Here is a 14,601-nt window from a genome sequence, read left to right on the forward strand (position 1 = left end):
GTTACATCACCATCAGCTGCTGCACCACGCCGGTGGTTTCATTTACGATCAGCTGCACCAGGCTGCCCTTGGTCACATTGTCAAAGCTGACCTCTTTTCCCATTGCATTGGTGATTTTTGCTCCGGCAGGGATAATAAACTCCCGCACTTCTCCGGTAAATTCGATGGGAAGCTGCTCTGCGGGAGCCGCTCCAGCACTGCCCTCCGTTCCGTCTCCGGCAGCATCGTCCGGAGCCGGGACCATAATCATTGCGCCATCGCCTGCGCCAACATCGTTTCCGTCTGACGGCCGGGGCTCTCCGTTTTCATCTACATAGTAGGATTCCCCGGAGCCATCTCCGCTGTCCAGAACGATCTCACCCAGGCTTACGGTAATATCATTGCCCACCTTATCCGACACCTGCCCCATATAGCTCTGGATCGCTGCGGTGTCCCCCGAAGAGGTTTCTGTTTGCTCGGGAACGGAACTTTCGGGCGTCTTCGTCTGTCCTCCGGAACAGGCAGCCAGAGCAAAGGTCAGGGTCAGGGCAAGTACAGTTACAATCCGCTTTTTCATTATTCTATCTCCTTCACATCATTTTTTATCATTCTTCTGCCAACGCCTGGACCGGCATCAGCAAAGAAGCCTTGTACGCCGGGTAGAACCCGAACAATGTACTGGTGGCAACCGCAAACAGGCACGCCACAACTTTTCCATCCCAAGAAGGATAGACAGGAATCTCGGTAAAGCCCATCAAAGTGATGACGGGGAAACTCAACGCCACGCCTACTACACCGGAAAACACACCGATGCAAAAGGATTCCAGCAGAAACTGAAACAAAATGTCTTTTCCTTTGGCCCCCAGTGCTTTCAAAATACCGATTTCCTTGGTGCGCTCTTTCACCGTTACAAACATAACATTCATGATCCCGATTCCACCTACCACAAAAACGATCACGGCCACCGATACCAAAAGCAGCTTCATGGTGGTAGCCGATGCGGTGGCAGCTTCGATTCGTGTGCCTGCGTCGGATACGGTATAGACGCTTGCCTCAGTCATGTAGTAGTTCAAGGTGCTCATGATTTCTTTTTTTGCTTTTTCGATTTCACGGATGCTGAACGCCTTCCCAACCGCCTGTGTTGTGGCATAGGGGTCCAGCAGTTCGTCCCTCTCCATCGCAGAATAGGGGATAAAAATACTACTGTCCATATCCACGCCCTGCAAACCATCCTCGCTGCGTTTCAAAAGGCCTATGATTTGATACCGGGCATCCCCAATTTTTATGTAACTACCCACTGCTTCCTCGGTTCCAAACAGTTTTTCTGCGATTTTGCTGCCGATGACAGCGACACGCTCGCCATCCTCGAAATCTATTTCTCCGAAGTCAGTACCCTGCTCAAACGAAATATTGGAGATTTCCGCATAGCCTGGGGTGACGCCCACCAGATTGGCGGATTGCTTTTTGGAATTATACGTCACTTCCTGAAAGCCGCTGGCCCGCAGGTACATGCCTTGCAAAGTAGTGCTTTCTTCCATGATGGTTTCCATCAGCTCCGGTGTCAGTTTTTCCACCGTGGTAATGTCTTTTCCAGTTCCCAACGCTGTGTAATCCAGATTCACATAGATGGTGTCGGCGGAGAGGTTAGAAAATTGCTTTGCCGCCTCCTGCTCGCCGCCTTTCCCGATGGCGATGACCAGAATGATGGTGATAGTGCCGACGATGATGCCCAGGGTAGTAAGCAGGAGGCGAAATTTATTTTCGATCATATTGATGGTGACAATATGAAAGATTTCACTTATGGGAGCGACCGCCCGTTTGGCAAACAGGGTACTGATCCCCAGCATAGCCAGCAGCGTGAGGAGTCCCACACCTACAAAGGCTGCCAATAGTTCCCGCAGGCTTTGCCTTGACGCCGTAATATCCAAAAAAGCAATCTGGCTGAACTGCTCAATGTCAGTATCTTCGGATGCAGAATCTACCTTCACATAAGCGGGAACTTTTGAAAACAGATACTGCTTCCCATCCAATACGATTTGTCCTTCTTCCCGCCCGCGGGTCAGCTCGATGGCCCGGTCGACCCACTCCCCCGGTAATACGCCAAACGAACTATCAAAGACTGATTGATTCTCTTCATCCAAAATCACACCAAACGCATCGGCATACTCCTGGACTGCTCCAACCATTTGGAACGATTCATTTCTTTCGTATGCTTCCTGGTAACGCAGGGTTGTGGAATGAATGTTCTCCAGCTTCAAGCGGTTCTGATTCTGCATTTGATAGGCAATAGTTACGGCCAAACAACAATCCGGCTAGCAGCAGAGACGCCCCCAGCCCGGTATAAAAGACCGCGATAAACTGCTCCGGTGCCAATCCGCTCGCCCGCAGACTAATCCCCCCGGTCATCATCACTGCCATGATAGCAAATGCTTTCCGATCGAAGAATTTTAGAAAAAAGTGCCGCTCTTCCAGATAGGCATGGATTCTGGCCGTGTGCTTTTTGACCAACTTTCCAAAAATAAATTTCTGAAATACAGCAAAAACCAAAGCGGACAACAGGAAATTCAGCACAGACCGATACGAGGGATAGGCGAGCAAGCCAATACGAAGAATGTTAAAACCTGCCGCGCTCCACACCAGGCATGCCAGAAGCAGCAGAGTATTTCGTTTTACTTTCATAGACTACCTCCTTTTTGAACATTGTTCAGTTTCCAGGATAAAAAATTCCCACACCTCAGTGGGAATTTAATAAAGGGTCCTGCGGACGATTTCCAACACCGCACTCGGGTCATAGTCCTGGCGCAGCAAAGCAGACAGCATCAGGGAAAAGAGCACATCTGCAAATTTCTCCGGGGTAAACTCTTCGGAAAAAGCATCGGGGCGAATATTGGCATCCCTCTTTAAGACCGAACAGAGTCCCTCTAAGATATGCTGCCAGGTTTGTTGCATTCGCCGTTTTCCGTCTGTTTTATCCTCCCGCATAAAGCCTAAAGAATGAAGGGTAAAGAAACCAGGATACTGTTTACAGCCGTATTCCATACGTCCGTACATCCAGGTAATACAAGCCTGCGTGTCCTGAAACACCGTGCCATCCTCCGGGCGGTGAAAAATCTCGCACCAGACACTTTCCACTGTGGCTCCAACCAACGCTGCTTTCGAGTCATAATAGTTATAGATTGATCCCACTGACACGCCGCAGGCTGCCGCAACAGAGCGGATATTAACCGCCGACCAGCCATGCTGCTGAATCAGTTCCCGGCTGGTTTTTAAAATTTCCTCCTTGGATGTGACAACCGTGTTCATTCCATCACCTCAACTTGAACGTTGTTCATTATAATATATGGCACCTCAATTTGTCAAACAAAATCTCTTGCCTGCCAAACAGGCTTTCTTTTATATCTCTGTGTCATTTCAAATCAACCAGAAAATAACCGCAAGCCAAATTGAGGCTTACGGTTATGCTCTGCACCCAAAGGCCGTTATCACACAAAGGTCTCTGAATAAACCTAATCATTCTCTTCTCATGAACAGTGCTTGGGTTCTGCTTTTATTTCTCCCAAAGATCCAAATACTTCTCCTGGGCAATTTGGACCACCACACGGTCAAAGAGCACCAGGATCACCTGCATGTCGTGCTCCTGCAAAAAGGCCTGAATGGTCTCTACTGCCACTTCCAGGGCCTGCTCTTTGGGATATCCATACACCCCAGCAGAGATCAGTGGGAAGGCCACCGAGGCGCACCCTTTCTCCCAGGCCAGCTTCAGGCTGGTACGGTAGCAGGAAACCAGCTTCTCCCGCTCACCCCGCTGCCCGCCATGCCAGATGGGCCCCACGGTGTGGATCACATACCGGCAGGGCAGCTGGTAGGCCTGGGTGACTTTGGCCTCTCCCGTCTCACAACCGCCCAAGGTCCGGCACTCCGCCAGCAGTTCCGCCCCGGCGGCCCGGTGAATGGCGCCGTCCACGCCGCCTCCCCCCAGCAGAGAACGGTTGGCGGCATTGACGATGGCATCCACCTTCAACTTGGTAATATCCGCCTTCTGCATTTCCAGGGACATATCCCCACCTCCTGTTATGATGTTAGGATCATTGTATCCCATTCTCTCTCAAAAGACAACCAGCGCAAGAAAAGGCCGGAGAACTTCCCCAGGAAGCTCTCCGGCCTTTTGTTCTTATATCGTTACGTCATTAAGCGTGGTGCTTGACGCCCAGGTTCTCAGACTGGAAAGCCCACAGCATACCAACCACGACAACCAGCATCCCAGCAACGCTGAGCACATCATTCAGGACCATTTTGCTCAACTCCTTTCTCCTTATGTCACTAGCATAGTCGGAGAGCTGAAAACAGTCAATGTACGATATTACAATCTCTGCCATGGAAAATACAGGCTGTTTTGTGCACATTTTCAGTTATTTTCAATAATGGTATAAATCCAACTATTTTAATCAATTTATATCATATTTTTAACATTTTCTTAGCGATGAATCATATTTTCCCTATGTATTCCGATATTGCATGGATCCGTGTTTTTCATATCTTGTAGGATATGTGATGCATAAAAATCGGGACGCCGCGTTCTGCGGCGTCCCGATAAAACAGGGCTTTATTTAAACTTACAGCTCAGGCGCTTGGTCCTCTTCCACGGACTCAGACTCCAGTTCCATAGCGCCCTCCTCGAAGAGCAGCTCCTCCCCGGCGTCCTCGCTCTCGGGAGCCTCCAGAGCGTCGGCCACAATGCCGCCGTCCTGAGCGGTGAGGTTGCCCTCGTCGTCGAAGGTATCAAACTTGCGGTACTGAGTCAGACCGGAACCGGCAGGGATCAGCTTACCGATGATCACGTTCTCCTTCAGGCCCAGCAGGTGGTCCACCTTACCCTTGATGGCAGCCTCGGTGAGCACCTTGGTGGTCTCCTGGAAGGAGGCGGCGGACAGGAAGGACTCGGTGGCCAGAGAGGCCTTGGTGATACCCATAAGCAGACGGGTGCAGGTGGGCAGACGCAGCTCCTCGCCCATCTCGTTCTTCTCGCCGGCAGCGATACGGTCCTTGACCGCCTGCTCGGCATCCAGGAACTCGATGATGTCGATGGTGGAGCCGGACAGCAGATCGGAATCGCCGGCGTCCTCCACACGGACCTTCCGCATCATCTGACGGACAATAACCTCGATGTGCTTATCGTTGGTGTCAACGCCCTGCTGACGGTACACCTTCTGAACCTCGCGGATCAGATAGTTATGACAGTCGGACAGGCCGCGGACGCGCAGCACCTCGTGGGGAGACAGAGCACCCTCGGTGAGCTGGAAGCCCTTCTCCACGGTGTCGCCGTCCTTGACCTTGATACCGGCGGAGTAAGGCAGAGCGTAGGTCACCACCTCGCCGTCGTTGGCGGTGATGGTCAGGTTGCACATGACGTTGCGCTTGGTCTCCTCGATGGTCACGCGGCCGCCAATCTCGGCCAGCTGGGCCATCTTCTTGGGCTTGCGGGCCTCGAAGAGTTCTTCGACTCGAGGAAGACCCTGGGTGATATCGCCGCCGGCTACGCCGCCGGTGTGGAAGGTACGCATGGTCAACTGGGTACCGGGCTCACCGATGGACTGAGCAGCGATGATACCAACGGCCTCGCCGGCGCCCACAGGCTCGCCGATGGCCAGGTTGATGCCGTAGCACTTGGCGCACACACCGCTGCGGGCGCGGCAGGTGAGCACGGAGCGGATCTTGACGGCGTGGATGCTGTGGGCCTCCAGGACCTCGGCATTCTCCTTGCGGAGCATGGTGTCCTTGGTGAAGAGCAGCTCGCCGGTCTCAGGATCGACGATATCGGCCGTGGCATAGCGGCCATGGATACGCTCAGCGAAGGTCTCAATGACCTGGCCGTGCTCTTCGATCTCACTGACCATGATACCATCGTCGGTACCACAGTCGTCCTCGCGGATGATGACCTCCTGGGAGACGTCAACCAGACGACGGGTCAGGTAACCAGAGTCGGCGGTACGCAGAGCGGTATCGGCCATGCCCTTTCGGGCGCCTCGGGAGGAGATGAAGTACTCCAGTACGGAAAGGCCTTCACGGAAGTTGGCCTTGATGGGGATCTCGATGGTACGGCCGGAGGTATCGGCCATCAGGCCACGCATACCGGCCAGCTGACGGATCTGAGCCATACTACCACGGGCACCGGAATCAGCCATCATGAAGATAGGATTGTAGCGGTCCATGGACTCCTGCAGGGCGGTGGTCACGTCGGCGGTGGTCTTTTCCCAGGCCTGAACAGACAGGCGGTAGCGCTCCTCGTTGGTGATCAGACCGCGGCGGTACTGCCGGTCGATCTTGATGATCTCCTTCTCGGTGTCGCCGATCAGTTCGTACTTCTTCTGAGGTACAGTCATATCGGCGATGGCGACGGTCAGAGATCCGCGGGTGGAGTAGTGGTAGCCCAGGTCCTTGATGGCGTCCAGCACACCGGCGGAAACGGTGAAGCCGTGCTTGGTAATGCACTTGTCGATGATCTTGCCCAGCTGCTTCTTGCCCACCACGAAGTTGATCTCGGGATCGAACATGGTCTCGGGGTTGGTGCGGTCCACAAAGCCCAGATCCTGAGGAATGGCCTCGTTATAGATCAGACGGCCCACGGTGGTCTCCACCAGCTTGTGCTCCATGACACCGTTGATCTCACGGTACATACGCACCTTGATGGGAGTATGGAGGGTGACGATGCCGGAGTCGTAGGCCAGCATGGCCTCGTCCTTGTCGGCAAAGCAGTGGCCCAGGCCACCCTCTTCACGAGCATAGGTGAGGTAGTAAGCACCCAGGATCATATCCTGAGAGGGGATGGTAACAGGGCCGCCGTCCTGGGGACGCAGCAGGTTGTTGGCAGAGAGCATGAGCACCCGGGCCTCGGTCTGAGCCTCGGCAGACAGGGGTACGTGGACAGCCATCTGGTCGCCGTCGAAGTCGGCGTTAAAGGCGGTACACACCAGGGGGTGCAGCTTGATGGCGCGGCCCTCCACCAGGACAGGCTCGAAGGCCTGGATACCCAGACGGTGCAGGGTAGGCGCGCGGTTGAGCATGACAGGGTGATCCTTGATGACGAACTCCAGGGCGTCCCACACAGCGGCCTCGCCCTTCTCCACCATCTTCTTGGCGGCCTTGATGTTGTTGGCCAGGCCGTCGTCCACCAGCTTCTTCATGACGAAGGGGCGGAACAGCTCGATGGCCATCTCCTTAGGCAGACCGCACTGGTAGATCTTCAGGGAGGGGCCGACCACGATAACGGAACGGCCGGAGTAGTCAACACGCTTACCCAGCAGGTTCTGACGGAAGCGGCCCTGCTTACCCTTCAGCATGTCGCTCAGGGACTTCAGAGCACGGTTGTTGGCGCCGGTGACGGCACGGCCGCGGCGGCCGTTGTCGATGAGGGCGTCTACCGCCTCCTGGAGCATACGCTTCTCGTTGCGCACGATGATGTCAGGAGCGTTGAGCTGGATCAGGCGCTTGAGACGGTTGTTGCGGTTGATGACCCGGCGGTAGAGGTCGTTGAGGTCAGAGGAGGCGTAGCGGCCGCCGTCCAGGGGAACCATGGGCCGGATCTCGGGGGGAATGACGGGCAGCACGTCAATGATCATCCACTCAGGCTTGTTGCCGGAGATGCGGAAGGCGTCTACCACTTCCAGACGCTTGACGATGCGGGCCTTCTTCTGGCCGGAGGCGTCCTTGAGCTCCTTGCGAAGCTGGTCGGAGAGCTGCTCCAGATCGATCTGCTGCAGCAGCTTCTTCACGGCCTCGGCGCCCATGCCGGCGTCAAAGTCATCCTCGTACTTCTCCCGCATGTCCCGATACTCCTTCTCGGAGAGGATCTGGTTGCGGGACAGGGGGGTGAAACCGGGATCAATCACAATATAGCTGGCGAAGTACAGTACCTTCTCCAGGATGCGGGGGCTGATGTCCAGCAGCAGGCCCATCCGGGAGGGGATACCCTTGAAGTACCAGATGTGGGAAACAGGGGCGGCCAGCTCGATGTGACCCATACGCTCACGGCGGACCTTGGAGCGGGTGATCTCTACGCCGCAGCGGTCACAGATCTTGCCCTTGTAACGGATCTTCTTGTACTTGCCGCAGTTACACTCCCAGTCCTTGGTGGGGCCAAAGATCTTTTCACAGAACAGGCCGTCCTTCTCGGGCTTCAGAGTGCGGTAGTTGATGGTCTCAGGGCGCTTGACCTCGCCGTAAGACCACTCGCGGATCTTCTCAGGGGAGGCGATGCCAATCTGGATGGCGTCAAACTCAGCGTAACTCATTCTTCAGACTTCCTCCCTTACTTATTCATAGTCCTCGCCGGAGTACGACTCTTCTTCATCCTGGCCGTCCTCCTCGTCCAGCTCCACCGTCAGGTCGTCGTCATCGCTCTGACCCTTGAAGGTGAAGCCGCCGGCGGCGGCGAAGTCGGCGTCCTTCTGATAGCCGAAGTCTTCGTCGTCCTTGTAGTAATCGTCCCGGGCACCGGGCTGATAGGTATCCTCGTCCTCGTCCTTGAGCTCGATCTCGTTGCCCTGGGCGTCCAGCACCTTCATGTCCAGACACAGGGACTGCAGCTCCTTGATGAGCACCTTGAAGGACTCAGGCACACCGGGCTTGGGCACGTTGTGGCCCTTGACAATGGCCTCGTAGGTCTTGACACGGCCGGTGACGTCGTCGGACTTGACGGTGAGGATCTCCTGCAGGGTGTAGGCAGCGCCGTAAGCCTCCAGGGCCCACACCTCCATCTCGCCGAAGCGCTGGCCGCCGAACTGGGCCTTGCCGCCCAGGGGCTGCTGGGTAACCAGAGAGTAGGGGCCGGTGGCACGGGCGTGGATCTTATCGTCGACCAGGTGGTGCAGCTTCAGGAAGTACACATAGCCCACGGTGACGGGGTTATCAAACCGCTCACCGGTACGGCCGTCGTACAGCCAGTTCTTGCCGTCTACCAAACGCAGGCGGCCCTCCTGCTGCCACTGATTGATCTGGGCGGTGTCAGCCATCTCCTCAGCGGACAGGGTCTGCAGCTCGCCGTCCTCGTCGGCCAGATACAGCTGCTTGCCGATCAGAGGCTCGTTCTTGCCCACCTCGCGGGCCAGACCGGCCATCTTCAGACACTCCTGGATGTCGGCCTCGCTGGCGCCGTTGAAGATGGGGGTAGCCACCTTCCAGCCCAGGGTCTTGGCGGCGTAGCCCAAGTGGACCTCCAGCACCTGACCGATGTTCATACGGGAAGGCACGCCCAGGGGGTTCAGTACGATATCCAGGGGGGTGCCGTCGGGCAGGAAGGGCATATCCTCCTGGGGCAGGATGCGGGAAACAACACCCTTGTTACCATGGCGGCCGGCCATCTTATCGCCCACAGAGATCTTACGCTTCTGGGCAATATAGACACGAACCACCTGATTGACACCGGGAGACAGCTCGTCGCCGTTCTCACGGGTAAAGATTTTTACGTCCACGATGGTGCCGCTCTCGCCGTGGGGCACCTTCAGGGAGGTGTCACGGACCTCACGGGCCTTCTCACCGAAGATGGCCCGCAGCAGCTTCTCCTCCGCGGTGGCCTCGGCCTCGCCCTTGGGGGCGACCTTACCAACCAGGTAGTCGCCGGCGTGGACCTCGGCGCCCACACGGATGATGCCGTGCTCGTCCAGGTCACGCAGGGCGTCCTCGCCCACGTTGGGGATGTCGCGGGTGATGGTCTCGGGACCCAGCTTGGTGTCACGGGCCTCCAGCTCATACTCCTCGATGTGGATGGAGGTGAACACGTCCTCCTTCACCATGCGCTCGTTGAGCAGGATGGCGTCCTCGTAGTTGTAACCTTCCCAGGTCATGAAGCCCATGAGGATGTTCCGGCCCAGAGCGATCTCGCCCCGGTCGGTGGAGGGGCCGTCAGCCAGCACGTCCTGGAACTCCACCCGCTGGCCGATGTTCACGATGGGCCGCTGGTTGATGCAGGTACCGTGGTTGGAACGCAGGTACTTGGTCAGACGGTACTCCTTGGTCTGGCCGTTGTCGTACTTGACGGTGATATACCGGGCGGACACCTTGGTGACGGTACCGGGTCCCTCGGCCAGGATGGCGACCTCGGAATCGATGCAGTTCTTGTGCTCCTGGCCGGTGGCCACCACAGGGGCCTCAGGACGCAGCAGGGGCACGGCCTGACGCTGCATGTTGGCACCCATCAGGGCACGGTTGGCGTCGTCATTCTGCAGGAAGGGGATCATGGCAGTCGCGATGGACACCATCATCTTGGGGGACACGTCCACGTAATCCACCTGAGCGGCGGGCACAGAGATGATCTCGTTGCGGCGGCGGCAGGTGATACGCTCGTTGACGAAGCGGTTGTTCTCGTCCACAGGCTCGGTAGCCTGGCAGATAACATACTCGTCCTCCACATCGGCGGTCATATACTCGATCTCATCGGTGACCTGACCGGTGGCTTTATCCACCTTGCGGTAGGGGGTCTCGATGAAGCCGTAGCGGTTGATGCGGGCATAGGAAGCCAGATAGGAGATCAGGCCGATGTTGGGACCTTCGGGGGTCTCAATGGGGCACAGACGGCCGTAGTGGCTGTAGTGAACGTCACGCACGTCGAAGGAGGCGCGGTCACGGCTCAGACCGCCGGGGCCCAGGGCGGACAGACGGCGCTTATGGGTCAGCTCGGCCAGAGGGTTGGTCTGGTCCATGAACTGGCTCAGGGGGCTGCTGCCGAAGAACTCCTTGATGGCGGCGGTGACAGGACGGATGTTGATGAGGCTCTGGGGGGTGACCACGTCCAGATCCTGAGTGGTCATACGCTCGCGGATGACGCGCTCCATGCGGCTGAAGCCGATGCGGAACTGGTTCTGGATCAGCTCGCCCACGCAGCGCAGACGGCGGTTGCCCAGGTGGTCGATGTCATCGGGAGTGCCGATGTTGTGGGCCAGGCCGTTGAGGTAGTTGATGGAGGCCATGATGTCCTCTTTGATGATGTGCTTGGGCACCAGGTCGTCCACATGGGCGGCGATCTGCTCCTTGAGCTCCTCACCGCTAAACTGGTCCATCAGCTGGCACAGCACGGGGAAGAAGACCATCTCGGAGATGCCGCACTCCTCGGGATCGAAGTCCACGAAGTTCTTCATGTCCACCATGTTGTTGGAGAAGACCTTCACCTGCTTGCCGTCGTCGTCCAGCACCACCTCGTTGACGCCCTTGGCGGCCAGCTCACGGGCGCGCTCACGGGACAGGGACTCACCGGCCTCGGCGATGATCTCGCCGGTGCGGGGGTCGGCCACGGGCATGGCCAGGGTGTGGCCGGAGATACGGGTGGCCAGGTTCATCTTCTTATTGAACTTGTAACGGCCCACGGCGGACAGGTCATAACGCCGGGGATCGTAGAAGGTGGCGTTGAGCAGGCTCTCGGCGGAGTCCAGCGTGGGGGGCTCGCCGGGACGCAGCTTGCGGTAGATCTCCAGCAGGGCCTCCTCGTAGGTCTTGCAGGAGTCCTTCTCCATGGTGGCCACGATCCGCTCGTCCTCACCGAACATCTCCAGGATCTCGGCGTCGGTCTTGGGACCAACCGCACGGATCAGGCAGGTGATGGGCAGCTTGCGGTTCTTATCGATGCGGACATAGAAGATGTCGCTGAGATCGGTCTCATACTCCAGCCAGGCGCCCCGGTAGGGGATCACGGTGGTGGCGAAGGTCAGGTTATCCGCCTTGTCCGCAGTACGGGTGTAGTACATGCCGGGAGAGCGGACGATCTGGGAGACGATGACACGCTCGGCGCCATTGATCACAAAGGTGCCGGAGTTGGTCATGATGGGGAAATCTCCCATGAAGATCTCCTGCTCCTTGATCTCCTCGGTCTCCTTGTTGCGCAGACGCACCTTCACCTTAATGGGAGCGGCGTAGGTGGCGTCCCGGGCCTTACACTCCTCCACGTCGTACTTGGGCTTCTCGTCCATGGAGTAGTCGATGAAGCTCAGCTCCAGGTTGCCGGCGTAGTCGGTGATGGCGGCTACGTCCTTGAAGACCTCACGCAGGCCAGTGTCCAAGAACCACTGGTAGGACTTCTTCTGCACCTCCAGCAGGTTGGGCATCTCCAGGATCTCCTGGTAGCGGGCAAAGCTCTTGCGCAGGGTCCGGCCGTAGTACACGTCCTTGGCTCTGGCTTCCACGCGGGCGCGCACGTCTTCCATGCTTTCCTTTACCATTCTAAAAATCAACTCGCTTTCTTCGTCACTAAACGGGCAGATCTACTGTTTTCCGGTGGGTTTGCGGCGAATCCCATCCGTTTCTTTGTGGAGAATCCACAATTTCCCGGATTTCACTTGGTTCCGCACACCCGGGCGCGTTGTTCGTTTTCTATCGGTTTCTCTTGCCTTTTTATATTGGCTATGCTACACTGTCTCAAGAACATGGGGGACCTTGTTCTTTTTGACATGGATATAAAAGCATTTTATTGTACCATGGTTGGCAGATTTTTGTCAACCGCTTTTTTATTTTTTCTTGTCCTGTATAACGCCGCAGGGCCGCAGATTTTTACATCTGCGGCCCTGCGGCGGTTGTTTTTAGAAAGGAATGGTCCTTGCTGACTTATTTAATTTTGATCTTAAAGATCGCCTTTTTAATGGTGGTGGGCTCCCCTACCTTCACCGCAGTGCGGTGAGCATCGGCGGGATAGCACAGCAGGAAGTTACCTGCGTTGAGCACTACATGGCTGTTGGGCTCGCCCTCCAGAGGCAGGAAGTCGTCCTTCTCCACAAACTCCTTCTGCTCCATGTTGTCGATGAAGTTCACATCGATCTGCTCGGGGCCGCGGAGCATGAAGTGCAGGTCCAGATACTGCCGGTGGGCCTCCCAGAAGCGGTCGGCGGCGTTGGTGGTCTCGTACTCCACGATGTTGACGAACAGGTCGTCCCCGTCGATGGTGTGGCTGCCCTTCTCAAAGCTGAGCAGATCGTGGGTGTTGGCATAGTCAAAGCACTTGCCCACCACGTCCTCCAGCCAGGCATAATCTTTGCGATCACGGATGTTGCCGAATACCATGGATATGGCCTCCTTGTTTTTTGAAGGCTCCCGGCCTGGCCGGGAGCCTCAGAGCTCTGTGGAAACAGAGGTTAGTTCTTGTAGATGGTGGTGTTGGGAGCGGGAACGCTCTTGTCACCCTTCACCGCACGCCAGATCATGGAAGCGGGGATACCCACAACCAGGGACACGGCGATGGAGATGATGGAGTAGGACCAGATGGACACATCAGCAGCATAGGGGCCGTACTTGATGAAGACCATCACAGCGGAAGCAGCGATGAAAGCCAGGGTGGTACCGAAGGTGTTGGCCACCTTGGTGAAGGCGCCCAGGATGAAGCTGCCGATCAGGATGCCCAAAACCAGGCCCATGAAGCCGTTGAACCACTCGTAAGCGGACTTGACGCCGCCGTTGGCCAGAACCATGGCCACCACGATGGAGAAGATACCAACCAGCAGAGAGACGTACTGACCGATCTTGGTCTGGGTCTCAAAGCTCAGCTTCTTCTTGGACAGACGCTCCTGAATGTCCAGGGTCCAGCTGGAAGCCACGGAGTTCAGGCCGGTGGACAGGGTGGACTGAGCAGCGGCATAGATGGCGGCCAGCAGCAGGCCGGTGACGCCAACAGGCAGCTCAAAGGCAATCCAGGAAGCGAAGATCTGATCCTGCTGAGCAGCAGGGGGCAGGGGGTTGCCCTGGGTCTGATAGAAGGCATACAGGCCGGTGCCGATGAGGTAGAACACGGTAGCGATGAAGATGGACAGGCAGCCGTTAGCCAGCATCATCTTGTTGAGCTTCTTGGTGTCGGTGGTGGTGGTGAAGCGCTGCACGATGTCCTGAGAGGAGACGTAGGAGCCCATGGTGTTGAAGCCGGCGCCCACGATCAGCAGGAACACGCTGTCCTTCAGGATGTTGGCGTCAAAGATGGGCTGATCCACAGCCAGGAACTTGTGGTTGTTGGTAAACTCGTTGATGATGGCACCGAAACCGCCATCCAGGTGAGCAATCAGGAAGATGAGACCGAAGGTAACGCCGATGAGCAGCACGGAACCCTGGATGAAGTCGGTCCACAGCACGCTCTTCAGGCCGCCGGTGTAGGAGTAGATGATGGCGATGATGCCCATGATGATGATCAGGATGTTCACGTTGATGCCCATCAGAGAGGACAGCACCATGCAGGGCAGGTACATGATGATGGACATACGGCCCACCTGATAGATGATGAACATAACAGCGCCCAGCACGCGCAGGAACTTGCTGTTGAAGCGCAGCTCCAGGTAGTGGTAAGCGGTATCAATGTCCAGCTTGCTGTAAATAGGCAGGAAGAACTTGATGGTCAGAGGAATGGCCAGCAGCATACCCAGCTGGGCAAACCACATGATCCAGGTGCCGGCGTAGGAGTTGCCGGCCAGGGACAGGAAGGAAATGGGGCTGAGAAGGGTAGCGAAGATGGACACGGAGGTGACCCACCAAGGCACAGTTCCGTCGCCCTTGAAGTACTCTTTGCCCTTCATCTCTTTCTTGGCAAAGTGCAGACCAGCAAACAGAACCGCCAGCAGATAGACGATCAGTACTGCCAGGTCAATGTAAGTAAAACCTTGCATG

At 56.6% G+C, this 14,601-nt stretch carries 8 protein-coding genes and 1 pseudogene; all 9 read right to left on the minus strand.

Annotated elements, in window-relative coordinates:
• Nucleotide 1 precedes the first annotated feature (1 nt).
• The 9 genes and pseudogenes from ACEVJL_RS13785 to ACEVJL_RS13825 all read right to left on the minus strand — a co-directional run bounded on the left by ACEVJL_RS13785 (nucleotide 2) and on the right by ACEVJL_RS13825 (nucleotide 14,600).
• Nucleotides 2-556: a hypothetical protein gene (locus tag ACEVJL_RS13785; protein ID WP_374738173.1), complete on the minus strand. Its 555-nt coding sequence runs from the start codon at nucleotides 554-556 to the stop codon at nucleotides 2-4.
• A 28-nt stretch (nucleotides 557-584) separates the two neighbouring features.
• Nucleotides 585-2,237, minus strand: coding sequence for an ABC transporter permease (locus ACEVJL_RS13790; RefSeq protein WP_374738174.1), 1,653 nt, complete (start codon nucleotides 2,235-2,237; stop codon nucleotides 585-587).
• Nucleotides 2,176-2,658 (minus strand): hypothetical protein, encoded by a 483-nt coding sequence (locus tag ACEVJL_RS13795; protein ID WP_374738175.1) that lies wholly within the window; start codon nucleotides 2,656-2,658, stop codon nucleotides 2,176-2,178. The genes ACEVJL_RS13790 and ACEVJL_RS13795 overlap by 62 nt, the downstream gene beginning before the upstream one ends.
• 66 nt (nucleotides 2,659-2,724) lie before the next feature.
• Entirely contained in the window at nucleotides 2,725-3,282 is a 558-nt protein-coding gene (locus tag ACEVJL_RS13800; protein ID WP_110440105.1) for a TetR/AcrR family transcriptional regulator, read from the minus strand.
• A 256-nt stretch (nucleotides 3,283-3,538) separates the two neighbouring features.
• Nucleotides 3,539-4,036 (minus strand): annotated as a pseudogene (locus ACEVJL_RS13805) (O-acetyl-ADP-ribose deacetylase); the annotation flags it as partial.
• A gap of 556 nt (nucleotides 4,037-4,592) precedes the next feature.
• Nucleotides 4,593-8,267, minus strand: a complete 3,675-nt coding sequence (rpoC, locus tag ACEVJL_RS13810) for a DNA-directed RNA polymerase subunit beta' (RefSeq protein WP_374738176.1) — start codon at nucleotides 8,265-8,267, stop codon at nucleotides 4,593-4,595.
• Between the two features lie 21 nt (nucleotides 8,268-8,288).
• Nucleotides 8,289-12,167, minus strand: coding sequence for a DNA-directed RNA polymerase subunit beta (gene rpoB, locus ACEVJL_RS13815; RefSeq protein WP_374738177.1), 3,879 nt, complete (start codon nucleotides 12,165-12,167; stop codon nucleotides 8,289-8,291).
• Nucleotides 12,168-12,564: 397 nt separating this feature from the next.
• Nucleotides 12,565-13,017, minus strand: a complete 453-nt coding sequence (locus tag ACEVJL_RS13820; RefSeq protein WP_235397658.1) for a NanQ anomerase/TabA/YiaL family protein — start codon at nucleotides 13,015-13,017, stop codon at nucleotides 12,565-12,567.
• 71 nt (nucleotides 13,018-13,088) lie between these two features.
• Nucleotides 13,089-14,600: a sodium:solute symporter family protein gene (locus ACEVJL_RS13825; protein ID WP_008981835.1), complete on the minus strand. Its 1,512-nt coding sequence runs from the start codon at nucleotides 14,598-14,600 to the stop codon at nucleotides 13,089-13,091.
• Nucleotide 14,601 lies beyond the last annotated feature (1 nt).

It is taken from the genome of Flintibacter porci, assembly GCF_041925195.1.
Lineage (GTDB): Bacteria > Bacillota > Clostridia > Oscillospirales > Oscillospiraceae > Lawsonibacter > Lawsonibacter porci.

Bases quoted from the DNA above. Each gene is read 5' to 3' on its own strand.
- ACEVJL_RS13795 (WP_374738175.1), bottom strand. From the start codon at position 2,658: ATGAAAGTAAAACGAAATACTCTGCTGCTTCTGGCATGCCTGGTGTGG.
- ACEVJL_RS13825 (WP_008981835.1), bottom strand. From the start codon at position 14,600: ATGCAAGGTTTTACTTACATTGACCTGGCAGTACTGATCGTCTATCTG.
- ACEVJL_RS13800 (WP_110440105.1), bottom strand. From the start codon at position 3,282: ATGAACACGGTTGTCACATCCAAGGAGGAAATTTTAAAAACCAGCCGG.
- ACEVJL_RS13785 (WP_374738173.1), bottom strand. From the start codon at position 556: ATGAAAAAGCGGATTGTAACTGTACTTGCCCTGACCCTGACCTTTGCT.
- rpoC (WP_374738176.1), bottom strand. From the start codon at position 8,267: ATGAGTTACGCTGAGTTTGACGCCATCCAGATTGGCATCGCCTCCCCT.
- rpoB (WP_374738177.1), bottom strand. From the start codon at position 12,167: ATGGAAGACGTGCGCGCCCGCGTGGAAGCCAGAGCCAAGGACGTGTAC.
- ACEVJL_RS13820 (WP_235397658.1), bottom strand. From the start codon at position 13,017: ATGGTATTCGGCAACATCCGTGATCGCAAAGATTATGCCTGGCTGGAG.